The sequence below is a fragment of the Brenneria rubrifaciens genome (assembly GCF_005484945.1).
Lineage (GTDB): Bacteria > Pseudomonadota > Gammaproteobacteria > Enterobacterales > Enterobacteriaceae > Brenneria > Brenneria rubrifaciens.
The window spans coordinates 3,876,937-3,900,815 of record NZ_CP034035.1 but is presented as its reverse complement, the minus strand read 5'-3'; the positions used below and the strand labels follow the sequence as shown (position 1 = coordinate 3,900,815).

At 53.2% G+C, this 23,879-nt stretch carries 21 protein-coding genes and 2 pseudogenes; 6 read left to right on the top strand and 17 right to left on the bottom strand.

Going from position 1 to position 23,879, the window contains the following annotated elements; genetic code table 11:
• Positions 1-299: 299 nt before the first annotated feature.
• Both EH207_RS17485 and EH207_RS17480 read right to left on the bottom strand, forming a co-directional pair.
• On the bottom strand, positions 300-1,901 hold the full coding sequence (locus EH207_RS17485) for an EAL domain-containing protein (protein WP_137715116.1): 1,602 nt from the start codon (positions 1,899-1,901) through the stop codon (positions 300-302).
• Positions 1,902-2,106: 205 nt separating this feature from the next.
• The gene (locus tag EH207_RS17480) at positions 2,107-3,309 is read right to left on the bottom strand and encodes a BaiN/RdsA family NAD(P)/FAD-dependent oxidoreductase (RefSeq protein ID WP_137715115.1); all 1,203 of its coding nucleotides are present in this window, start codon (positions 3,307-3,309) and stop codon (positions 2,107-2,109) included.
• Positions 3,310-3,578: 269 nt separating this feature from the next.
• Here EH207_RS17480 and pitA point away from each other — a divergent pair, with 269 nt between their 5' ends.
• Positions 3,579-5,084, top strand: a complete 1,506-nt coding sequence (gene pitA, locus EH207_RS17475) for an inorganic phosphate transporter PitA (RefSeq protein WP_137715410.1) — start codon at positions 3,579-3,581, stop codon at positions 5,082-5,084.
• A gap of 129 nt (positions 5,085-5,213) precedes the next feature.
• On the opposite strand, the gene uspB is transcribed toward pitA, so the two are convergent.
• Positions 5,214-5,549, bottom strand: a complete 336-nt coding sequence (uspB, locus tag EH207_RS17470) for a universal stress protein UspB (protein WP_113869514.1) — start codon at positions 5,547-5,549, stop codon at positions 5,214-5,216.
• Between the two features lie 534 nt (positions 5,550-6,083).
• On the opposite strand from uspB, the gene uspA reads away from it, so the two are divergent.
• Positions 6,084-6,521 carry a universal stress protein UspA gene (gene uspA, locus EH207_RS17465; protein ID WP_137715114.1) on the top strand — a complete coding sequence of 146 codons (438 nt, stop codon included), beginning with the start codon at positions 6,084-6,086 and terminating at the stop codon, positions 6,519-6,521.
• Between the two features lie 25 nt (positions 6,522-6,546).
• On the opposite strand, the gene rsmJ is transcribed toward uspA, so the two are convergent.
• On the bottom strand, positions 6,547-7,314 hold the full coding sequence (gene rsmJ, locus EH207_RS17460) for a 16S rRNA (guanine(1516)-N(2))-methyltransferase RsmJ (RefSeq protein WP_137715113.1): 768 nt from the start codon (positions 7,312-7,314) through the stop codon (positions 6,547-6,549).
• The gene (gene prlC / locus EH207_RS17455; RefSeq protein WP_137715112.1) at positions 7,311-9,353 is read right to left on the bottom strand and encodes an oligopeptidase A; all 2,043 of its coding nucleotides are present in this window, start codon (positions 9,351-9,353) and stop codon (positions 7,311-7,313) included. Before prlC ends, rsmJ begins: the two co-directional genes overlap by 4 nt.
• A gap of 319 nt (positions 9,354-9,672) precedes the next feature.
• On the opposite strand from prlC, the gene EH207_RS17450 reads away from it, so the two are divergent.
• Together EH207_RS17450 and gorA are read left to right on the top strand one after the other, a co-directional pair.
• On the top strand, positions 9,673-10,515 hold the full coding sequence (locus EH207_RS17450) for a 23S rRNA (adenine(2030)-N(6))-methyltransferase RlmJ (protein ID WP_137715111.1): 843 nt from the start codon (positions 9,673-9,675) through the stop codon (positions 10,513-10,515).
• Positions 10,516-10,646: 131 nt separating this feature from the next.
• Entirely contained in the window at positions 10,647-11,999 is a 1,353-nt protein-coding gene (gene gorA, locus EH207_RS17445; protein ID WP_137715110.1) for a glutathione-disulfide reductase, read from the top strand.
• A gap of 105 nt (positions 12,000-12,104) precedes the next feature.
• Here gorA and EH207_RS17440 read toward each other — a convergent pair whose 3' ends face one another.
• On the bottom strand, positions 12,105-13,415 hold the full coding sequence (locus EH207_RS17440; RefSeq protein ID WP_246048907.1) for a type II toxin-antitoxin system HipA family toxin: 1,311 nt from the start codon (positions 13,413-13,415) through the stop codon (positions 12,105-12,107).
• Positions 13,415-13,756, bottom strand: a complete 342-nt coding sequence (locus EH207_RS17435; RefSeq protein WP_137715108.1) for a helix-turn-helix transcriptional regulator — start codon at positions 13,754-13,756, stop codon at positions 13,415-13,417. Before EH207_RS17435 ends, EH207_RS17440 begins: the two co-directional genes overlap by 1 nt.
• Before the next feature lie 361 nt (positions 13,757-14,117).
• Between EH207_RS17435 and EH207_RS17430 the strand changes: the two genes are divergently transcribed.
• Complete coding sequence (locus EH207_RS17430) at positions 14,118-15,029, top strand: EamA family transporter (protein WP_137715107.1); 912 nt, start codon at positions 14,118-14,120, stop codon at positions 15,027-15,029.
• Between the two features lie 85 nt (positions 15,030-15,114).
• On the opposite strand, the gene EH207_RS17425 is transcribed toward EH207_RS17430, so the two are convergent.
• From EH207_RS17425 to EH207_RS18270, 9 genes and pseudogenes are all read right to left on the bottom strand, one after another.
• Positions 15,115-16,029, bottom strand: coding sequence for a polysaccharide deacetylase family protein (locus EH207_RS17425; protein WP_217496108.1), 915 nt, complete (start codon positions 16,027-16,029; stop codon positions 15,115-15,117).
• 40 nt (positions 16,030-16,069) lie between these two features.
• Positions 16,070-16,996 (bottom strand): ABC transporter permease, encoded by a 927-nt coding sequence (locus EH207_RS17420; protein ID WP_175413712.1) that lies wholly within the window; start codon positions 16,994-16,996, stop codon positions 16,070-16,072.
• Complete coding sequence (locus EH207_RS17415) at positions 16,996-18,078, bottom strand: ABC transporter permease (protein ID WP_137715105.1); 1,083 nt, start codon at positions 18,076-18,078, stop codon at positions 16,996-16,998. The genes EH207_RS17420 and EH207_RS17415 overlap by 1 nt, the downstream gene beginning before the upstream one ends.
• Positions 18,071-19,591: an ABC transporter ATP-binding protein gene (locus tag EH207_RS17410; RefSeq protein ID WP_137715104.1), complete on the bottom strand. Its 1,521-nt coding sequence runs from the start codon at positions 19,589-19,591 to the stop codon at positions 18,071-18,073. The genes EH207_RS17415 and EH207_RS17410 overlap by 8 nt, the downstream gene beginning before the upstream one ends.
• Entirely contained in the window at positions 19,591-20,583 is a 993-nt protein-coding gene (locus EH207_RS17405; protein WP_246048906.1) for a BMP family protein, read from the bottom strand. The genes EH207_RS17410 and EH207_RS17405 overlap by 1 nt, the downstream gene beginning before the upstream one ends.
• A gap of 307 nt (positions 20,584-20,890) precedes the next feature.
• Complete coding sequence (locus EH207_RS18680) at positions 20,891-20,992, bottom strand: hypothetical protein (RefSeq protein WP_425456733.1); 102 nt, start codon at positions 20,990-20,992, stop codon at positions 20,891-20,893.
• Between the two features lie 77 nt (positions 20,993-21,069).
• Positions 21,070-21,132: a helix-turn-helix domain-containing protein gene (locus EH207_RS18675; protein ID WP_217496135.1), complete on the bottom strand. Its 63-nt coding sequence runs from the start codon at positions 21,130-21,132 to the stop codon at positions 21,070-21,072.
• 20 nt (positions 21,133-21,152) lie between these two features.
• Positions 21,153-22,388: a hypothetical protein gene (locus tag EH207_RS17390; RefSeq protein WP_137715102.1), complete on the bottom strand. Its 1,236-nt coding sequence runs from the start codon at positions 22,386-22,388 to the stop codon at positions 21,153-21,155.
• 113 nt (positions 22,389-22,501) lie between these two features.
• Positions 22,502-22,945 (bottom strand): annotated as a pseudogene (locus EH207_RS18270) (recombinase family protein); the annotation flags it as partial.
• On the opposite strand from EH207_RS18270, the pseudogene EH207_RS17375 reads away from it, so the two are divergent.
• Positions 22,934-23,141: pseudogene (locus EH207_RS17375) on the top strand (Tn3 family transposase); the annotation flags it as partial. The pseudogenes EH207_RS18270 and EH207_RS17375 overlap by 12 nt on opposite strands.
• Positions 23,142-23,263: 122 nt before the next feature.
• Here EH207_RS17375 and EH207_RS17370 read toward each other — a convergent pair.
• Positions 23,264-23,854, bottom strand: a complete 591-nt coding sequence (locus EH207_RS17370) for a cupin domain-containing protein (RefSeq protein WP_137715100.1) — start codon at positions 23,852-23,854, stop codon at positions 23,264-23,266.
• Positions 23,855-23,879 lie beyond the last annotated feature (25 nt).

Below are 23,879 nucleotides of genomic sequence, written 5' to 3'. Positions count from 1 at the left end.
CCATTTTATTTGATCGTCCTTAAATACCATTTAGTGCGTGAAAGAGACGGCATATTATCAATACGTAAGTCATGACACTTATCAGGTTAAATATCATTCGCTCACGGCTGGCCGTCTTATCGTTTTAACGATATTGTCAGCATTTATGGGCTATTGATATTGGTTATTAAGGCACGAAAATTCATGACAACCGCGTTGAGATTTTTAGTGTTGGCGTAGGCCCTCGTTACTGATTTTCTCCTGCTAGTTTAATCGGCAGAACCCCCTCTGCCGGTTATTCACGTTTCTCTCTATTGTCGTTACTCACCATCAGCGCTGTTTTGTATTGTTAAGTCAGCTATCGGTTTATTGCTATTGTAATGAAGCCAGATGAGTAAAGACGCGTTGTCCATTGGTTTGGCATACAGAAAACCCTGTATGCAAATAACACCGCGCTGCCTTAGATAAGCCAACTGTTGTGTGGTTTCTACACCTTCCGCGACCATTTTAAGATTCATGCGATGACTCAAATTGATGATGGCGTCGAGTATCGGAGCTTCCTCGTCTAATGAGGAGATTGCACTCACAAACCCGCGATCGATTTTTAGATAGTCCAGCGGGAAATTTTGCAGATAGGAAAGGGAGCAATGGCCTGTACCGAAGTCATCAATCGCTATAATGAATCCGTCCGATCGTAATTGATGGAGCCGCTGGATAACGTCGGGGCCGTTGCTGATAAGGCTACGCTCTGTCAACTCCAGCGTGATGCTAATTTGATGGACGGAAATCTTTTTTTTGAAGGCGCGTACGTCTGAAATGAAATCGGGGTGCTGTATGTGCTCTGCTGCGACATTCAGGCTCAGATGGAAGCCGGGTTTGACTTGCCAACTATTAATGTCTTCCGCCACCAGCTTAAATAAGTGCCGGGTGATGGGAATGATCATCCCTTCCGTTTCGGCGGCTGCAATAAAAATGTCCGGTTTTATCCATTGGCCGTTATTACGCCGCCAGCGCATGAGCGCTTCCACACCGTTGCAGGATTGCGTCGTTACATTATAGAGCGGCTGATAATAGACGGAAAATTCGTCTCTTACGATCCCTTTTCTCATTTCGTCGCGGAACAGGAGTTTCCGTTTTTGCCGGTACCATATAGTGACGACGAAAAACAGCGACAGAATGAGGGACATGGGTAAAAAGGTGAAAAATATCTGCTTCCAGGCGCGAATGGATTCGGCAGCCGGGGCCACGGCCCGGATGGTAATAGGAAACCGATCTGATTTGAGTCCAATTTCGGAGGTGGGAAACGGACCTGATTCAGATTTGATGGTTGGGCCAACCTGAATCGGATAGCCGTTTTCTAACCTCAATGAGAGTTGATAGCCCCGCGCATGGGCTACCGCATCCATCACATCACTCAGGTATTGCGCCTCAACCATAGCATAAGCGCCATAACCATTAGGTTGCATATGGACGAATATCAGCGCCGGCCTGCTTGTAACGTTTTTTGAAACGGCAATCGACAGACTCCATTTTTCAGGAAGGGGAGAGGGTAACGGTTGTTGAATGACGTCGGTAAGCGAAGTCTGTGCATTGCCGAAAGTTGATGAACAATAGACTTCTGAATGATCGATAACGCCGATAGCGCGGAAATAGGAGAAAACGGAACCCAGACGCTGTAACTCGGCATGGATGTTGTCGCAAGACCGTCCACGAAAGTTCTGAAGATGGCCGACCATCTCCCAAGCCTGTTGCGAAATATTTTCTACATGATGCAAAGCGATGCGTGCGATGGATTCGAGGTCGCGTTTGACCATCACGCGAGATTCGACATAGGTAAACAGCAATCCGAGCAATAAAGGTAATACCCCGGCTATCAATAATGGCAATCCATTATAATGATGTTCGCCCACTTTTAATTTCATCCGCATCTCCTTATTAGGCGGCTCCATGTCTTTAGCAGGATACGTGAGTCGTTTGTGGTAGTAAGCTCATCGATGCGATAAAAAATATTACGTATTCTTAATGTGTCAGCGATCTGAATTCAATGCTATTTTCTCTAAACTTTTCTCTAAATGGCCTTTTTTTCCGCATAGAGGGTCAGACCTGCTTAATAAATAGCCTTTTCCTTCAGTTGCGCGATTCGGGCAGCGCCTGCGCGCAGGCCCAAGCTGAACTCCACGCCCATTGAAAATTGTAGCCGCCGAGCCAGCCGGTGACGTCAACCACCTCGCCAATGAAATAGAGCCCCGGCACCTTGTTGGCTTCCATCGTTTTGGAGGAGAGCTCTCGGGTATCTACCCCGCCCTGCGTGACTTCGGCCGTGCGATAGCCCTCCGTACCGTTGGGCTGTATCCGCCACTGCTGGATGTTGGTTTCAATTTGCTGTTGCTGGGTAGGGGTCAACTGTTTCAGCGTGATATCCGGCAACTGCCCCAGCGTTTGCAGGCATTCCACCAGACGTTTGGGGAGCCACTGAGCCAACGTGTTCTTCAGGCTTTGATTGGGGTGGGACAGACGTTCATCATTGATCAACGCGGATAAATTGTGATTAGGCAGTAAATTAAGGGTGACGAACTCACCGGGTTGCCAATAGCTGGATAATTGTAATACCGCCGGGCCGGAGAGACCGCGATGCGTAAACAGAATGTTTTCCCGGAAGGCGACGCCAATTTCCGCGGCGATCTGGGCGGGCAAAGAGATGCCTGATAATGTCTGCAAATGTTCCAGCAAGGGTTTATGCAGCGTAAATGGCACCAGCGCGGCACGGGTCGGCAAAACGTTCAGCCCGAATTTCTGCGCCAACTGGTAGCCGAATGGCGTCGCGCCCAGCCCCGGCATGGACAGACCGCCGCTGGCAATCACCAATGAGACGCAATGCAGTGTGACGCCGCCGTCCAATTGCAAAATGAAGGTCTTGTCCACTTTCTCCACTGAGATCACTTCGCTGCGCAGCCGTATGGTCACGCTGGCCTCCTCGCATTCAGTCGTCAGCATATCGACGATCTGCTGGGCGGAATCATCACAAAAGAGCTGACCGAGGGTTTTTTCGTGGTAGGCGATTTGGTAGCGGTTCACCAGACTGATGAAGTCCCATTGGGTGTATCGCGCCAGCGCAGATTTGCAGAAATGCGGGTTTTGCGACAAATAGGCTGCGGGCTCGGTATTTAGATTGGTAAAGTTGCAGCGGCCTCCACCGGACATCAATATTTTGCGACCGGCCTTTTTACCCTTGTCGAGCAGCAGCACGCGCAGCCCTCGCCGTCCCGCCTGCGCCGCGCAGAACAATCCCGCCGCGCCTGCGCCAATAATGACAACGTCAAACTGTTCCACGATGCTTTCTCCGGTTAGGGCGTGATATACCCGTTTTGCTGGCAGGTCGCCAGGGCGGAACATTGTCGTGCCCGACTTTGCAGGATGCCAGCGTAACAATTTGCGTGTTTGAGAAAAAAAATGCAATGAGTTGATTTTTATTAATTAAATGTTTTTTCCATTATAAATCACTATATGCGGTGTCAAAAAAAAATTCATATTTCCCTTTTCCCCACCCTGCTTGTCGCAGATAATGCGCCGCGTTCATGACCAATAATGGCCTAACGCTTATGCTGCATTTATTTGCCGGACTGGATTATTACACCGGCCTGATGTTGATTCTGGCTTTGCTGTTTGTACTGTTTTATGAAGCTATCAACGGCTTCCACGATACAGCAAATGCCGTCGCTACCGTTATCTACACCCGCGCCATGCGAGCGCAGTTCGCCGTTGTCATGGCGGGTCTCTTTAATTTTTTAGGGGTGCTGCTGGGCGGTTTGAGCGTTGCTTACGCGATTGTCCACCTGCTGCCGACCGATTTATTACTGAATGTCAGTTCCGCCCATGGTTTGGCGATGGTGTTTTCCATGCTGCTGGCGGCGATAATCTGGAATCTCGGAACCTGGTATTTGGGTATTCCGGCTTCCAGTTCACATACCTTGATCGGCGCCATCATCGGTATCGGTTTAACTAACGCGCTATTGACGGATACGTCGGTGGTAGATGCCCTCAATCTGCCTAAAATGATCACTATTTTCCTGTCACTCATCCTGTCACCGATTGCGGGCCTGATTATCGCAGGGCTGATGGTCTTTTTATTGCGCCGTTTCTGGAACAACAGCAAAAAACGTAAACGCGTTCACCTGACGCCTGTGGATCGTGAGAAACAGGACGGTAAGCGCAAGCCACCTTTCTGGACCCGCACCGCGCTGATTCTGTCCGCCATCGGGGTCAGTTTTTCCCACGGTGCGAATGACGGTCAGAAGGGTATTGGCCTGATTATGCTGGTGCTGATCGGGGTGGCGCCGGCCGGATTTATCGTCAATATGAGTGCGTCCGGCTACGACATCAGCCGTACTCGTGACGCGGTAGTGAATCTTCAGGAATATTCTCAGCAGCATGGCGCCGCCCTGAAGCAGGTTATTGACCTCTCGCCACCGCTGATCCCTGCGCCGGAAAAGACCATTTCCGCCAACAGACAAACTGAATTTCATTGCGATGGCGCACGCGTCATGCTTGCGATTGATCATGCCCTGGCACTGTTAAACAACCTGAAAAGTTACGATCAACTCGATGCGGAAGACCGTAGCCAGGTGCGTCGTCTGCTGATGTGCATTTCCGATTCCCTGGATCGGATTATCGCGTTGTCGGAAACCCCGGCGGAGGATAAACGCTATCTGAGCAATCTGCGTAAAGATCTGTTGCAAACTATTGAATACGCGCCGATTTGGATCATCATTGCGGTAGCTCTGGCGCTTTCGCTCGGTACGATGGTGGGTTGGAAACGTGTCGCCACCACGATTGGCGAGAAGATTGGCAAGAACGGCATGACTTATGCGCAGGGCGTTTCCGCACAGGTTACCGCGGCGCTGTCGATTGGTGTGGCGAGCTACACCGGGATGCCGGTGTCGACCACTCACGTCTTGTCATCGGCGGTTGCCGGAACCATGATTGTCGACGGCGGCGGGGTTCAGAGTAAAACGGTGAAAAACATTCTGTTGGCCTGGGTGCTGACGTTGCCCGTCTCGCTAATGCTGTCCGGCACGTTGTATTGGCTGGCGTTAAAGTTGATCTAGCGCCCAAAAAAGCGTCACGCATAAAAAAGGCGATTCGGTAAGGGATCGCCTTTTTGCGCGTTGAACAATTCATTGTTTCATGACCAAATTGGCTTTATTACCAAATAGATTTAATTAACAAATCAGGTTTCAGTACCAAATCAGCATCGCGATTAAACTGATAACCACCAATCCACATAGCGCCGTCGTCAGCAGGAACTGTCCCCGAACCCTTTCACAGCGGCGTATGAATTCAGGATCGTGATGTTCAAGATAACGTTGAGCGTAGATATAGCGTACCAGCCTGATTTGCTTGCTTGGCTGTCCGTGTGATGTGAAAAAACCACCCCCATCGACGTATTGGTAAAGCAGCGGGTCGCAGTCACGCAGCACCAGCAGCAGTACGCGTAGTGAAGAATAATATCGCGCCATATTGATGATACAGACAACACATAAAGCCCAGAAAAGCGCAAATGTACTGATCATGCTTCCCTCCCGGTAGGTGTCATTCGTCAGATGCCATCGCTTTGCCTGTCTGCCGGCACTGCATCTGCGAATACTTATGCCACACGTTTTCACGCGATTTTATTGTGTCCCTGGTTAGCCGACGGCTCTGACGGCTAGCCTCATTGCCATTTTTCACCTGTCGAAGATGGCGGAATCAATTTGCCGTCTTCCTGGACATTGTAGAAGAGGAACGCCTTTTTTTGCTATACCCGCAGGCACAATCGCGCTATCTGGCGATTTTCTCTGGCGTAATACCCTTTTTGAAAGGAGAACCTGTACGATTTAATGATAAAAATAAGCGATTTCTACTACACTTATAAGGAATATTAAGAGGTTTTAAGGTGTTGCTGCTCACTCTGCGCCATCTGAAGTTCGCTAAAATGCGGCGTTGTGATCTGCTAAACATACCGGTAAGACGGCCCGATGTTATCCTTTTAATCAGCTGATAAGCATCAAATTGGCAGAAGAAATATCTACTAACCATTAATTAGTCTTTACGGAAGGAGTCTTATTATGGCTTACAAACATATCCTTATTGCTGTTGATCTTTCTCCAGAAAGTAAAGTGTTAGTGGAGAAAGCGGTTTCAATGGCAAAACCGTATAACGCAAAGGTTTCTTTAATTCATGTCGATGTGAATTACTCCGATCTTTATACCGGGCTGATTGATGTCAATTTGGGCGATATGCAGCAACGAATTTCCGAAGAAACCCAGAATGCGTTGACCGAGCTGTCTCAGAATGCGGGGTATCCTATTGCCGAGACGCTAAGCGGCAGCGGCGATTTGGGGCAGGTACTGGTGGATGCGATCAAAAAATACGATGTTGATTTGGTTCTCTGTGGTCACCATCAGGATTTCTGGAGCAAACTGATGTCGTCCGCGCGTCAGCTGATTAACACCATTCACATCGATATGCTGATCGTTCCGCTACGCGACGAGGAGGAGGACTAGAAAGCACCTGATTTTGTCATCATTGTCATAGGGGTAACCCATCTCGCGACAGCGGCAGATAAAAATCAAAGCGGTGGCTTTTAGTTTCGAGCATGGATTGTGCCGGTACGCCCGCCAGCGGCGGGGCGTAATCCGGCCGTTTCACTACCACGCGTTTCTTTGCCAGCGTTCTCGCCGGCGCCAGTAAAGCATCGGCATCATCGTCGGCGCCCACCAGTGACTGAAAAACCCGCATCTCTTTTTTCACCAGCGCGCTTTTTCGCCGATGGGGAAACATCGGGTCGAGATAGACCACATCGGGCGCGGGCGCAATATCCCGGAGCGCCGTCAGACTTGAGGCGTGCAGCAGCGTGAGACGCTCTCGCAGCCACGGGCCGATTTCCGTATCCTGATAGCCGCGTTGCAATCCATCATCCAGCAGCGCCGCCACGACGGGGTGACGCTCCAGCATCCGGACGTGGCAGCCAAGCGACGCCAGCACAAAAGCATCACGCCCTAATCCCGCGGTGGCGTCCACCACATCGGGCAGATAATCCTTTTTGATGCCCACCGCTTTGGCGACGGCCTCGCCGCGTCCGCCGCCGAAACGACGCCGGTGCGCCATCGGTCCGGCAACGAAATCGACGTAGATGGCGCCGAGCCTGGGTTCATCCTGCTTACGCAGTTCCAACCGCTGCGGCGTCAGCACCAGCGTTACGGCGGCGCAGGGATCGGAAACCAATCCCCAACGCCCGGCCAGCAGGGACAAGGCGCCAGCGTCAGCGCCGTCTTCTGCCCTCAGGCAAATATTCATCCTTTAATGCCATAATGATGCAGCATGGCATCCAGTTCGGGTTCACGGCCCCGGAAGCGTTTGAAGAGTTCCATCGGCGCTTCGGAACCGCCGCGGGACAGGATGTTATCCAGGAACGACTGACCGGTTTCGCGATTGAAAATGCCTTCTTCTTTAAAACGGGAATAGGCATCGGCCGCCAACACGTCGGCCCACAGATAACTGTAGTAGCCTGCGGCGTAACCGCCCGCGAAAATATGGCTGAACGCGTGCGGGAAACGGCCCCAGGCTGGACTTGGCACCACGGCGACCTGCGCTTTGATTTCAGCCAGCGTTGGCAGGATCTGTGCGCCTTTGGCGGGATCAAACTCAGCATGCAGACGGAAATCAAACAGGCCGAACTCTAATTGACGCAGAATGAACAGCGCTGCCTGATAGTTTTTCGCCGCCAGCATTTTCTCCAGCAGCGCTTGCGGCAGTGGCTCGCCTGTTTCGTAATGACCGGAGATAAAGGCCAGCGCTTGCGGCTCCCAGCACCAGTTTTCCATGAACTGGCTTGGCAGTTCGACGGCATCCCACGGCACGCCGTCGATACCCGCTACCCCGGCGGTATCGATCTGAGTGAGCATGTGGTGCAGCCCGTGACCGAATTCATGAAACAGCGTGGTGACTTCGTTGTGGGTGAACAGCGCCGGTTTGCCGTTGACCGGACGGTTAAAGTTGCAGATCAGGTAGGCGACCGGCTTTTGCAGTTCGCCATTGCCTTTACGCAGGCGGCCTACGCAGTCCCCCATCCAGGCGCCGCCGCGTTTATGTTCGCGGGCATAGAGATCGAGATAGAAGCTGCCGCGCAGTTCGCCGCTTTCATCAAACAGATCGAAGAACCGAACATCCGGGTGCCACACATCCACGTCTTTGCGCTCTTTGGCCGTAATGCCGTAAATGCGCTTCACCACTTCAAACAGACCCGCCACCACACGGTGCTCCGGGAAGTATGGGCGGAGTTGCTCGTCACTGATGGCGTACAGGTGCTGTTTTTGCTGTTCGCTGTAATAGGTGATATCCCACGCCTGTAATTCATCCACACCGAAGTTTGCTTTTGCGAAGGCGCGTAACTGCGCCAGTTCCTCCTCGCCCTGAGGACGCGCGCGTTTTGCCAGATCGGTCAGGAAGTCGATAACCTGCTGCGGGGTTTCCGCCATTTTTGTGGCCAGCGACTGGTGCGCATAGCTGTCAAAACCGAGCAGTTGCGCCAGCTCGTGGCGCAGCGCCAGTTTTTCCGCCATGATTGCGCTGTTATCCCATTTCCCGGCGTGCGGCCCCTGATCGGAGGCGCGGGTCGCATAGGCGCGATACATTTCCTCACGCAGCGCCTGATTGGAACAATAGGTCATGACCGGCAGGTAGCTGGGGATATCCAGCGTCAGCAGCCAGCCTTCCTGTTCTTTTGATTCCGCCAGCGCTTTGGCGGCCGCCAAAGCGCTTTCCGGCATACCATCCAGCTCGGTGATATCCGTGACCAGTTTGCTCCAGCCCATGGTGGCGTCCAGCACGTTATTGCTGTACTGCGACCCCAGCTCTGACAGACGGGCGGCGATTTCACCATAGCGCTTTTGCTTTTCCGGCGGCAGACCGATACCGGACAACTCAAAATCGCGCAGCGCGTTGTCGACGGATTTCTTTTGTGCGACGCTCAGCGCGTGGTAATGCTCGCCGTCCCGCAGGCTGCGATAGGCCTGATAAAGTCCGGCGTGCTGGCCCATCCAGGTGCTGTGTTCGGACAGTAGCGGCAGGCACTGCTCGTAAGCGGTGCGTAATTCCGCGCTATTTTTAACCGAGTTCAAATGGCTGACCGGCGAAAAAACCCGGCTAAGGCGATCGTTGCTGTCTGCCAGCGGTTGGCAAAGGTTATCCCAGGTGAACGCACCTGACTGGGCTACAACGCGTTCTACCGTCTGACGGCACTCCTCCAGCGCGGTTTTTACCGCCGGAACGATATCTTCGATTTTCATGCTGGAAAAGGGGGGCAGCGTGAATGGGGTCAATAATGGGTTCGTCATGGCGCAGTCCTGATGATTGTAGGTTGTTTTGATGCCGTTCTTGACCGACAAGGCGGATGTAACTTGCGGATTAATCACTAAGATGAGGTCAAGTAAAGCGAAAATCAATGGTTGAAACGGCGGATGGAACGGGATCGCGTGGGATTGTTGCGGCATTTTCGGTGTCAGGCGGTTTATACTGTTGTCATACCATCTTTGTCCTGTCTGGCCGCGCCTCAATGACACGGCGTGCGCGCAGCGGGAGCAGCATCCAGGTTAAATCATCATAATCAACTGATTTACCTTGTTAATATCAAGCCATCGGAAAGCAATAATCACTATGCTAAGTTACCGCCACAGCTTCCACGCCGGCAATCATGCCGACGTGCTGAAACACACCGTTCAGAGCCTGATCATCACCGCACTGAAAGAGAAAGAAAAACCCTTGCTGTATCTGGACACTCACGCGGGAGCCGGGCGTTATCAGCTCAGCGGAGAACATGCCGGGCGGACAGGGGAGTTTCTGGAGGGGATCGCCAGGATCTGGCAGCGCGACGATATTCCGGCTGAACTCGAACCCTATATGCAGGCGGTGCGGACCTATAATCACCACGGACAACTGCGTTATTATCCCGGTTCGCCGCTGATCGCCCGTCAGTTGCTGCGCGAACAGGACAAAATTCACCTGACGGAACTGCACCCCAGCGATTTCCCGCTGTTACGCAATGAATTCCAGAAAGACGCCCGTTCCAAAGTGCTGCGCGCAGATGGCTACCAACAGTTGAAATCGCAATTGCCGCCGCTTTCCCGCCGTGGTTTTGTGCTGATCGATCCGCCTTATGAACTGAAAACCGACTATCAGGCGGTGGTGAAAGGCATTCAAGAAGGGCATAAACGTTTCGCCACGGGCGTGTTTGCGCTGTGGTATCCGGTGGTGCTGCGTCAGCAAATCAAACGCTTGCTAAAAGAGCTGGAAGCCACCGGGATCCGCAATATTCTGCAACTTGAACTGGCCATACTGCCGGATAGCGATCGCCATGGTATGACCGCCTCCGGGATGATTGTGATCAATCCGCCGTGGAGACTGGCGGGGCAAATGCAAAGCGTACTGCCCTGGCTGCACAGCGTGCTGGTGCCGGGGGGAACAGGCCACACGCGGGTAGAGCAAATCGTCCCGGAATAAGCCGCGTTAGCCACCTCACCGCTAACCTTGCCGGTTTTCTCTATTGATACCATCGGCATAAATTTTGTGAGGCGCGGAGTTCTGGCGCTACACTCTAGGCGAAATTTACTCACTTAAGCATGGATACCCTGATGACCAAACACTATGACTACCTTGCTATCGGCGGCGGCAGCGGCGGCATCGCTTCGATTAATCGTGCGGCGATGTATGGGCAAAAATGTGCGTTGATCGAAGCCAAATATCTGGGCGGTACCTGCGTTAACGTTGGCTGTGTGCCGAAAAAAGTGATGTGGCATGCGGCGCAGATAGCCGAGGCGATCCATCAGTACGGGCCTGATTATGGATTCGATACCACGGTTAATCAGTTTAACTGGGAAACGCTGGTGAAAAACCGTAGCGCTTACATTGACCGTATCCACCAGTCCTACGAAAACGTGCTGGGTAAAAATAAGGTTGATGTCATTCAGGGTTTTGCTCGTTTTATCGACGCGCACACTGTGGATGTGAACGGTGAAAGAATCACCGCCGACCATATTTTGATTGCGACCGGCGGGCGACCGGCGCACCCGGAGATACCGGGCGTTGAGTATGGCATCGATTCCGATGGCTTCTTTGCGCTGGATGCGTTGCCGAAGCGCACCGCGGTGGTCGGCGCGGGCTATATCGCCGTCGAAATCGCCGGGGTATTGAACGCGCTGGGTTCGCAAACGCACCTGTTTGTGCGTAAACACGCGCCGTTGCGCAGCTTCGATCCGCTGATTGTCGATACGCTGGTGGATGTGATGAGCGCAGGAGGGCCGACGCTGCATACCGAATCCATGCCGAAAGCGGTGGTGAAAAATGCCGATGGCAGTCTGACGCTGCAACTGGAAAATGGGCGGGCACACACGGTCGACTGTCTGATTTGGGCGATTGGCCGTGAACCGGCGACGGATAAGCTGAATCTCAGCGTGACCGGGGTTGAGCGGGATGACAAAGGCTATATTCAGGTCGATAAATTCCAGAACACCAGCGTACCGGGTATTTATGCGGTGGGGGATAACACCGGCGCGGTGGAGTTAACGCCGGTAGCCGTCGCCGCGGGGCGTCGTTTGGCCGAGCGTCTGTTCAATAACAAACCGGATGAGCATCTGGATTACAGCAACATTCCGACCGTGGTATTCAGCCACCCGCCGATTGGCACCGTCGGGCTGACCGAGCCGCAGGCGCGTGAGCAGTACGGCGACGATCGGGTGAAAGTCTATACATCGGCTTTCGCAGCCATGTACAGCGCGGTTACCCGGCATCGCCAGCCGTGCCGCATGAAGCTGGTTTGCGTGGGCAACGACGAAAAGATCGTGGGCATTCACGGCATCGGTTTCGGGATGGACGAAATGCTGCAAGGTTTTGCGGTGGCGCTAAAAATGGGCGCGACCAAAAAAGACTTTGATAATACCGTCGCCATTCACCCAACGGCAGCGGAAGAGTTTGTGACTATGCGGTAATGATTTTTGGAGTCTTGGTTTCCCTAAAAAACACTCATTAGGAAACTTTTGATGGCGGTTATCACCCCCGCCGCCACGATCTTAGCCGCTTTCTTTGTTGCGGGCTTAGAGCGATAACCGGAGGTTTGATTCAATTTCCGCTATCAATGTCTCCGGTACATTCTCCGTGGCCGCCAGTTTTCGCCATTGCGAGACATGGTTGATGGTGTCATCAATCATGCTGTTGATCTTTTCCCGCGTAAAGAGCGGGCTAAGCCTCTCAAGTGAATAGAAATCTCCGCGGGAAAAGTTATCGCGTTTGCCATTAAGACTCATCCAATGGCTATTGACCCAATTGCTTTCGGGTTTGTAGCTGTAAGCGATATCGTAGGCCGGCGCCAGCGCCCATGTGTTTCCCTGCAAAAGAAACGCAAAGTTTTTAGCATGGTCGTCATGATTTCTGGCGACGATGTTAAATACCATGCGCTTAAACAATTGTTCTGCGGCGGTGGCAGGAAGGCGGAGTTGTCTGGCTACGCCAAAAAGTTCCGCGTAGGAAAAGGAACCCGGTTTCTTATAATTTACATGAGCAATCCCATTCAGGGTTTGCACATGAATTTTTTGATTGCCTGCCCGGTCGAATCGCTGGGTGATGAAATGGCGGCGATCGCCTTCGTTCAGCAGCTTACAGGGCATCATGTCTATACCGCAGGCTCTGGCCATCAGATGGTAAACGTACTCCATCGCGCCATAGCCGAGCGGATCGCCGAATGTTTCTTTATTTTTATTGTGTTCGCTTACGCCATCAAATTTCATGAGGTAATGCGTGAACCCTTTGGGAACATCAACCTGACCGGAACGGACCTGAGTAAAATCATCATTAAAGGCCAGGACCGCTTTGGGGCGTGCGCCGCCGGCGCTCATACCGACGGATAACAGCGTCATCATGGCTTCGCGATCGGCCTGACCCGTTTTATTTAATTCCACTGAGAAGTTTGCCCGGCTATCCAGAATTTCCTGAGCAATACTGACTAAGGAAGCAATCTCCACCTGTTGCGAGGCATTCAGGCTTCTCAGCCTGGTGGCAGGCGTGTATTCCAGCGCGCCCATCCCTCGCTTGCCGGTATACTGCAATCGTTGTAATGGCGTAATGTCGCCGGGTTGTTTACCTCTGCTAGCTACCCAGGCGTTGAGTACGGCATTGCCGAAATCATCCGGCAAGGAGTCGGCGATTAATCCCGGCAACCCTTTGAATGTTTCAAAATCAAGCTCGGGGAACGAATATATTCGTTTGCCCAACGGCATTTTAAGGGGAGAGAGTTCAATCCCTTGCCGGATAAATGACGCGCTGTATTCAAATGCGCCAGTACCGGTTTCCGTGTTAAAGCTGACGGCGCCTGCTTCGCTATTTTTGTAATTGACGTTGATAACCTCCATTACCATTCCTGTACGTCCCCATGACTTTTGCTCTCTTTGGGTTTTCTCTGCCCGGACGCTCTTTGCCGCTGCTTGCCTTGCAACCTGGCAAGCTGGATGGGGGAAATAGCCTGAGGAGGCAGAAAATTGTCTAACTGTTCAGTCAGATTAAGCACCTCCATGATAGCAACCAACGCGTCCAGTTGGACTTTACCCTTTTCCGCGTTGAGCACCGCCTTTCTCGATAAACCGGCGAGCGCCGCGACTTCTGTCTGGGTTAAGTTACTGTTCAGACGAGCTTGCTTTAACCGCTCGCCAAGCGCTTCCGCAATGGCTGCCGGTGATTGACTGGCAATGCTCATAATGTTCCTTTATCTGGATATAAATGCGAGTAACACGACGTTAGATTACAATAATAGTACATTATAGTGTGATGATTTGAAGTAATTTATAATGTCCTTTTTATGGAACATAAAGCTGTATTTTTGGAGTTAAAGTACAATTATCTGCACATTAAAATAAATTTTTATCCCTGATACTTCACTTTAATGTCAGGCGCGTTGATGCATATCACGGTGTCATCGTGAATCGAAACCCGTGAGCGTGCCGAGAACCGAGCTGGCGTTATCTGTTCTCCCCAAATTGCCTTGAACTGTGCGTATCCCCCGATTGATTTGAGTTGTACAGTAGTCGGCTATTGGCTGAGATGAAGAGATATTCCCGATGTCGGTAAAAGATGGGTTGCTAGCGCTGTGTGTGGTGGTCTTATGGGGCATAAATTTCGTGGTCATCAAAATTGGCCTGCATGATATGCCGCCTTTTTTGCTGGCCGGATTGCGCTTTTCACTGGTGGCGATACCAGCGATTTTTTTTATCCCCGCGCCTCGCGTTCCTTTTCGCTGGCTGCTGGCGTATGGCATGACCATCAGTTTTGGTCAGTTCGGTTTCCTATTTTTAGCGATCAAACTGGGTATGCCGGCGGGGATCGCCTCGCTGGTGTTGCAGGCCCAGGCATTCTTCACTCTGCTGCTGGGGGTGGCGTTACTGTCGGAAAAACTCCGGTGGGATCACGTCGTCGGTATTCTGGTCGCCGCGGCGGGCATCGTGGTGCTGGCGGAAGGACGCGCTGAAGGGCAAAGCACCGTCGCCATGACGATCACCACGCTGTTGCTCACGCTGGCGGGCGCACTGTCGTGGGCTTTCGGCAATATCAGCAATAAAATCATCATGAGTAACAATCGCGGCGTCAACATCATGTCGCTGGTGGTGTGGAGCGCGTTGATTCCCATTGCGCCGTTTTTCCTGTGCTCCTGGCTGTTTGAAGGCCAGGCTGCCATTGTCTCCAGTCTGGTGAATATTCAGCTTCCTACTATTCTGTCGCTTGTCTATCTGGCTTTTGTCGCCACCATCATCGGCTATGGCATCTGGGGAAGTCTGCTGGCGCGCTATGAAACCTGGCGCGTAGCGCCGCTGTCGTTGTTGGTGCCTGTCGTGGGGTTGATAAGCGCCGCCGTTTTCCTGAACGAAGCCTTATCACCGCTACAAATCGTCGGCGCATTGATGGTTATGTTGGGGCTGGCGATCAATGTGTTTGGCGCCCGTTTGTGGTCATTGCTACCCGTCCGGCAAGGGTAGCGGCGCATCATGATTTTGAATTAACGCGCGCGGGGCGCCTCGCGCGTTAAAATCCAGATAAAACCCAAGATCTCAGAGAGACGCATCAAAACTTATCGACCGTGACGGGCCCTGAGTACGGCGGCATGGGTTCGATATGCAATGCTGCCTGACCTGAGACATGAACTTTATTAACGTGTGCGGCGATCTCTTCGAGCGTGGCGAACCAGACGCCGCCGCGAGACTGCATGTACTCGATGAAACGCACGGTTTCATGCCAGCGCGCCAGTCTGCCGGTCACGAAGGGGTGCCACACCGCTACGATCAGCCCGCCGTATTCCCACATGGCATCGAATTCCGCTTTGTACACCGCAATGGCTTCCTGCGGCGAGCGGATCGGCATCACATAATCGATATCGCTCATATGAACGTACGGCGGCCAGTCGTCCATCGCCCAGTGCGTCGGCAGCTCAACCAAATGTCCGTGTTTGCCGCGCAATAAATAAGGAACGTCATCTCCCATTAGCGAGGCGTCATACTGAAACCCCTCTGCTATCAGTAAATCGGTGGTGGCGGGTGAAAAGTTGTATAGCGGGGCGCGAAAACCGCGCGGACGCTGGCCGGTATGCCGTTCAATGATCTCAATAGACTTGCGCAGCCAGAAAAGCTCCTCCTCTTCACTGAGTTCATTGACATGCTCATGGATATAGCCGTGGTGCCCAACCTCGTGTCCGTCCCTGACCATGGCGTCCACCGCGTCCGGGTAACGTTCGATGCACCATGCCGGTACAAAAAAGGTCTGTTTCAGTCCGAGTTCGCGGTAGGTTTGCAGAATGCGCGGAACGCCGATTTTCGGGCCGTATTGCAGCGTGGAAAGGGTGCTGACCCGCTTGTAGCTGTCGGCCGGGCGATGCAGATGAAGAAAACTGTCGGCATCCATATCGAAGGTGATCGCTACGGCACACCGTGCCCCGTTGGGCCACGGGATGGGGTTTTTTATCATACTCTGTTTTGTTGTCATATCATTTCATCGCCTGATAGTCGGTAAGGTATGCCGTGCGTTATTTACCGCCGCGCTGATAGTGTTCGCCAGCCGCGGCCGGCGGCCTGATCTTCCCGGCGAAGATGATCAGGGCGCCGATCGACGCCACATAGGGCAGGATCACGAACAGTTGGTAAGGTACGCCGGGATGACCGAATTGCAGCCTCAATTGCAAGGCGTCCGCCAGCCCGAATAGCAGGCAGGCCGCCAGCGCGCCGAGGGGATGCCAGCGCCCGAGGATCAGCGCGGCCAGTGCGATGAACCCTTTGCCGGCGCTCATATGTTCGGTGAAGATAAAAACCTGCGACAACACCAGATAACAACCGCCAAGACCGGCAATCATCCCGGAGCCCACCACGCTGATAAAGCGAATGCCGAAAACGGATAACCCCGCGCTATCCACTGCTCGCGGGTACTCTCCGGTGGCGCGCAGATTCAGACCACAGGTGGTGTGAAACAGTAACCACCACGCCAGCGGAATCAGACCGTACATCACGTAGACGAGCACGTCCTGGTTGAACAGCAGGTTGCCAATCCACGGCAGGGAGGAGAGTCCGGGGATCGCCAGCGCGGAAAAACCGCTCAGGCTGTCTGACGCATTTTGTCCACTGAACGCCATGCGTGAGAGAAAGGAGGTGAGACCGATGATAAACATGTTGATGGCAATGCCCGCCACCATCTGATTTATCGCCAGCCAGACCGTCATCACGGCCAGCAATAGCCCGGTCAGCGCTGCGGCGAGCAGTCCGACGGCTAGCCCGGCCCAGGCGCTATGGAAATAGAAACTGCCTAACGCGGCGCCGAAGGCGCCGCTGAGGAGGCTGCCTTCCAGCGCCAGATTAAAAACGCCGGCGCGTTCCGACCAAATGCCGCCTAATGCGGCGAAAATCAGCGGAATCGACAGGCGCAACCCTGTGGCGAACAGCGCGAGATAGGCTTCATCCATCACGGTTGACTCCGGGAAGAAAGCGTTGAAGGGAGGGCGTTATTGTCGTTGACGGCCTGCTGCTGCGATCTGAGCTTCCAGATAAGACCCGCGGCGACAAAGATAACGATCAGGCCGCGCAGTGCTTCAATCGCGGTGACGTCAAGCCCGATGGCGCGTTGCATGTATTGCGCGCCGGTGCTGAGTCCGGCGAGAAAAAAAGCGGACAGCATGGCAAGCAGCGGATTGAGACTCGCCATAAACGCTACCACGATCCCGTCATAGCCATAACCGGGACTGAAAAGGTGATACAGCCGGTATTTGACGCCGATCACTTCAATGGCGCCCGCCAGACCCGCTATCGCGCCGCCGGCGATCATGCTGCCGATAACGTGACGAGGGATCGACATACCGGCATATTGCGCCGCTTTCGGGCTTTTACCCACTGCCGCCAGGGCGAAGCCGACGGTGGTATAGCGTAAAACCCAAAAGATGATAGTGCTGAGTACCGCGGCGATGATGACCCCGATATGGGTATCGGTGTTCGGCAGGAAAATCGGCAGCCACAAATTTTCGCTGATTTCATTGGAATAGGGATAGGGAGCGCCTTCCTGCATCATCGGGCCGCCGGCAAAATAGCTGACAATATTGATGCCGACGTAATTCATCAGGAGCGTCACGATGACTTCATTAATGCCGCGGGCGGCGCGCAGATAACCGGGTATCGCCCCCCACAGCCCGCCGCCAATCATGCCCGCCAGAAGGCACAGCAGCAGATGCAACCCGGTCGGCAGCGCAGGCAGGTAAAGGGCGACGGCCGCCGCAGCCAGACCGCCGATATAAATTTGTCCCTCTCCCCCCACGTTCAGCAAGCCGCAACGCATCGGGATTATCACCGCCAGACCGGTCAGCAGCATCGGACACATCTTGATCAGCGTGTCCGCCAGACCGTAGTAATCAAAGAATGCGCCCCGAAACAGCGCGGCATAGGCTTCAAACGGGTTGTGCCCGGTCGCCAGAATTAACAACGAACCAAGCGCAAAGCTGGCGAATACGGCCCAAACCATGCGTAAACTGTGAAGCCAACGCAGCAGATTATTCATGATGGATTTCCTCGACGGCGTCGCTGGTCATCAGCTCGCCAATACGTTCTGTCGTCGCGTCTTTACGCATGAGTATGCCGGTGATCTGGCCTGCGCACATCACGCCGATGCGGTCGGAAATCGCCATGATTTCGTCCAGCTCAGTCGAAATATAGAGCACGGCTTTCCCTGCCGTCCGCTGTTCGCGCACCACGCGCTGCACCGCTTCAATGGCGCCCACATCCAGTCCTTTACAGGGCTGCATGACGACCAGCAGCACCGGGTCGGATTCCACTTCACGGGCAAAGATCAGCTTTTGCTGATTACCGCCTGACAGAAAACGCACCTTTTGATTAACCCGGTGCATACGGATGTCGTATTTCATGCACCAGTCGCGCGTGATCTCTTGGGTCGTCCGGGCATTGATCACGCCGTTGCGTGCGAAAGGGGCGCGCTGGTAGCCGCGCAGCATGGCGTTTTGCCACAGCGAAAAATCCAGGATCAGTCCTGTGCTGTGGCGATCTTCGGGGACATAGGCGATCCTGAACCGATGCCGCCTTTCGTCCGCGTCGTAGCCTTGCAGCGATTCACCCAGAATGCGGATATCACCGGCGGTCGGCGTACGTAAACCGGTGATGGCCTCGGCGAGTTCAGCCTGACCGTTGCCGTCGACGCCGGCGATACCCAGCACTTCACCGGCGCGAATCTGGAGAGACACGCCCTGTAATGCCTGAATACCGCGGTCGTTGTTGGCGCTGAGCGAGGAGACCTGCAACACTATCTCGCCGGTTGGCATCGGCGGTAGCTCAGGCGGTTTCACCAGATCGCGCCCCACCATCATCCGCGATACCGCCTGTGGCGTGGTATCCGCAATGTCCGCGTGTCCGACGACCTTACCCCGGCGCAATACGGTCACCCGATCGCAAACCAGGAACACTTCGTCCAGCTTATGGGTGATAAACAGCATGGTTTTTCCCATGCCGCGCAGTTTTTCCAGAATCTGTAAAAACGCGGCGATTTCATCCGGGCCGAGTACGCTGCTGGGTTCGTCGAGAATAAGCAAATCCACATTGCGATAGAGCGCCTTGAGGATTTCCACCCGTTGGCGCATCCCGCTGGACAATTGCCATATCGGTCGGTCTGGATCGATATTCAGACCGACCTGTTCGCTCAGTTCAATCAGTTTGCGGCGGTGTTCGGCAAGCCGCAGCCGCAGCCCGCCGGACAAGCCTAAAATGACGTTTTCGAGCACCGTCAGGTTATCCACTAGCATGAAGTGCTGATGGATCATGCCCAGACCGCTCTCCAGCGCCTGTTTGGGGGATGACACCCGCAGCGGTTTGTCCGCAAGACGTATTTGCCCGGAATCGGGCTGATACAGGCCGTACAGAATATTCATCAGCGTCGTTTTACCTGCGCCGTTTTCACCCAGCAGCGCATGGATACTGCCTTTACTCACGTTGAGCGAAACCGTATCCAGCGCGGTAAAATCACCAAACCGCTTACTCAGCCCTTCAATGCTCAGGTAATGCATTACGATTTCTCGGCCGCATTGCGCTGTTTGATTTCTTCAATTAATGCGGCGACGTCGGTTTTTGTCTGTTCTGAAACAGACTTGCCATAGCTGCCAAGACGAAACGCTTTGGGCGTTTCAAAGCCGTAGACGTAGGCTTTGCCGCCCAGTGGCCCGCTTTTGGCGTGAGTCAGAACGGTGAGCAATGCGCCGCGCATATCGAGGACGGCGGATTGCAACAGGTTATCCGGCCAGTCGCTCAAGGCGTCATAGTAAATGCCAAAACCTTGTTTGTTCTTCTCTCTCACCGCCTGCAAACTGCCCAGCACCGCATTATCCATCGTCGGGAACAGCGTATCCGCTTTCTGATCGATCAGGTTCAGCGCCGCTTCTTTACCTTTGGCAAGATCGTCCCAGTCGTTGGTCCAGGCGCTTAAAACCTGTCCGTCCGGGCGGGCGGCTTTAAAGCCTTCGATAAAGCCTTCGTTCAGATCGGTATAGGCTTTGATTTTCTGCGCGCCGATGAAACCGCCGACGCCTGTCTCTGAACTTTTGCCGCCGATAAACCCAATCACATACCCCATATCTTTCATGTCAAAAGCCAGCGTGGAAACATTGCCGCCGCTTTTCGTGCCGTTCACAATCAGGAATTGGGTATCGGCGTTGCGTTTGGCCACCCGATCGACCGCGTCCTGAAATTCGCCGCCATGACCGATAACAATATCGTAGCCGCGGCGGGCGTAATCAGCCAGCGCCCGCGCCTGATCGGGCTGCGGGACTTTCTCGCTGTAGGCCACCTCGATATCCAGCGCTTTTCCCGCCAGCATCACGCCTTCGTAGCCGGCCTGGTTGAATGAGTGATCGGTGATATTGCCCGCCATCACGATGGCGACTTTCAAGGTCGCGGCCTGAACGACGGTGGTGTAAGCGAACGCGATCACCACGGCGGCTGTTGCAGCCAGACGGGTCAGCGCACGAAAAGAACGGGGGTGAAACAAGGCAGCCATCTTCATTTTTCATTCTCCGGTTCAACTATATTAACTTTCTTTCAAGTATCTTGACTTTAATTAAAGCAAATTTCATGCCTGCTTTTTTGTCTAAGGGATTTGAACGGATAAAAACGGCTCAGGGTCGGTGTCTGTCGGTGCGGTGAACGGCGGGCCAGGGCTGGAACCGTCGGGATGAAAGCGGTGTCTGCCAGGCGGCGGACAAAAAAATAAGCGGGATAAAACGGTGTAACTCAGGCGTTCCGGCGTGTCGATCGGGTGAGGCGTTTGTACCGAAAGTGCGCAGGTTGGCAGAAGTTTGCACTAAAAGAGTTCATAAATCGATCATCGGGCGCCGCGGGTCTGTCACAGAAAAAGCGCCCGTCAAACCCGCGCCGCTGTTCACGAAGCCGATGTTAATAAAGCAGATGTTCATGAAACCGATGTTCACGAATAGGGGTCGCTTCAGAAAACGGAATTTAAAGTACGTTAAGCATCAAGCTGCTCATCAATTCATGATGCCAGCACTTTATAGACCGTCGAACGACCGATCTTCAGCTGCCTGGCAATCTCCATCGCACTGACACCCAGATCGGTCAGAAGTCATCTTCTGAGTCTGATTGAACTTCCCTGAGAAGTCTGCCAGCCTCTTTTGTATCAACGTTTACTCCGGCTCTAGCCATTAATGCTTTCATCACTGTGCTTTCTCCTTCAGAGGGGGCTGAATGTTTTGAACCAATGACATTATTAGAAGATATATCTTGTGGTGTTCTCAATGCGCTTCCATTTTTAAAGTCAGGATCCATTTCGAAATACACGCCTTCTGCAAAGGTACGAACAAGTGTTGGCTTCGTGAAATAATTGAAATTCTTTGCTGATTCTTTATCCCTCATTACATAATTAAAATTCTTCGCATTTCTGACAAAAGATTCTTGCATCATGACTTCTTGTGTGAGTCTTGCTGTCGCGCCATCACGTTTTTTGCTTATTTTAAAACCATGTTTACGAATAGATCTTTTGCTATTTTTCTCTGTGGCATGATAAACAACGTTCTCTTCATAAACGGTTCTTGCTATTTTTTCTCTGTGTTCTGCATCTATTAGTTTTGCGCCAGCAGATGAAGAGCTACCACCTGCGCCGCCATTAACGGACGCATGTTCAGGCAGCATCCATACAGGCTCTCCGCTATCGAGTTTTGTTCGCTTCAGAGTGGCGTAGGCCTCTCCTGTACTGTCTTTGACTTCAAAGCGTGAGTTATCGCCTTTCATGTAGTCGCCCACCACCCTGGCTTTTTCACCATACGCAGTGAAAAACGGGACGATGTACATAGCCCTTTGCCAAGCCGCCTTCGGGTCATGACGAGAGTTGGCAAGAATGCTGGATTCATCAGCACGACTCGGTAGTTTTTCACGTGCTTCACTAGCCGAAGCAATCGAGCCTTCATGGCCTAACGTCAGTAGTGAATTGCCTTGGCGGTCCTTCACATCGATAAAGCCGAGAGTATCTGGCGCCTGCTCATCTCGCTGAAAATGAACACTCGTAGCATCATAGCTGGGACGAGCCAGGTTGAACTGACCACCCAGGGCGTCCTGACGTATATCGTTCACTGCGTCCTGCCCACTCAATGCACTGAGCGCTGCGTTCAAAAGCTGTTGCTGGCTGGGGGTGAGTCGTGCTTTTTGCTGATTTAACCAGTTACCAGATAACCGTAAACCAGCCCCACACGTAAGGTGCGGCGCGACAGCAATGTCTTTTTTTTCAGGAAGTTTGAAAGCGTTTTCGCGCTGAGGATTCAGTGCTGAAGACGCTAGATTTGAAATAGGTGCGGGCATGACTCACTTGACTGTTGGAAATGTCAAATGAGTGGACCGTTTTGATCAAATCGTTCCCAAGTTAAGCACCTGCGGCCACTTTCTTAGAAAATTAAGCGGGCCGAAGCTGGCAGCTACGGCGCATCTGTCAAGTTAGCACCTTGCAATGCCAGTACTTTGTAAACCGTCGAGCGACCAATCCTCAGTTGTCTGGCTATCTCCATCGCACCGATCCCCTGATTGCGCAGTGCGAGAACGATGATCTTGTCCACCGTAGGCTTACGGCCAAACTTGACGCCCTTGGCCTTTGCTTCCATACGACCTTCGTTGGTGCGCTCCACTATTCGCAGGCGTTCGGCCTAAGCCACCGCTGATAGGATGGTCACCACCATTTTTCCCATGGTTCCCTCTGTGCTGATGCCATCATCCTAAAAGCGGATGGCCACGCCCATGCCATCGAACTCCTTAATGAGCTGGATCATGTCCGCGGTATCGCGACCCAGCCGGTCCAGTTTTTTTACCAAGACCACATCGCCTTCTTTGACCTTGAGCCGCAGGAGCTTGAGGCCTTCGCGGTTCAGTGGAACACGGTTTACCTGGAGCGGTCCGCAAACGCATTACGCGGACATGGCACCGATATCGATGAATCGCTGCTGCAGTACCTGTCGCCGCTGGGCTGGGAGCACATCAACCTGACTGGTGATTACCTGTGGCGCACACCGCCAAGGTTGGTGGAGGAAGATTCGGCCATTACGACGACTGAAATCAGCTTAACGTGCTTTAAAATCCGTTTTCTGAGGCGATCCCCAATAGCCCAATTGGAGCTTAGCGCTGGCCGCCATGATCACCGCGGCCGACGCTAAGGGATGCTGCGACTCCGTAAAGGCACATGCGCGCTAGAACGTAACCGGGGTGTTGACCCAAAGCACATGAGCGACCGTCTTGCCGATATTGCAATAGCCGTGAGGGATCTGGCTGGGAAAATAAAAGGAGTCGCCAGCGCTTAAACGGTGGGTTTCTTCCCCCAGATACAGCTCGATATCGCCCGTCAGCACAAAGCCCATTTCTTCACCCTGATGCTCAATCAGCCCGTCGCTGGCGACGCCAGGCTCGATAACATGGATATTGCCCTGCAACAACCCGCCTTTATGGTGATAGGTCAGGTTTTCCAGTTCGATGCCGCCTTGTTTATTACGCTGCAAAAACCGTTTCCGCCGCCGCTGCTCCGGTTTAAGCACCGGCGATTCCGTCACCCAGTTTTCGGCCATCAGGTCGGAAATATTGGTTTCCAACGCGCGGGCTAAACGGTGCAACATCGCCAGAGACGGCGTTGCCACCTCATTTTCCAGTTTAGAGAGCAGGCTTTCGGAGCACGCCACCTTCTGCGCCAGCTGTTTTAACGTCAGTTCCTGCGCCAGACGAGCATGCCGCAACCGCATGCCCAGATTGGATAGTACAGTACCGCTGGTATCGCCATTTTTTTTCATAACAAGCTATCAATTATCGAAGTGG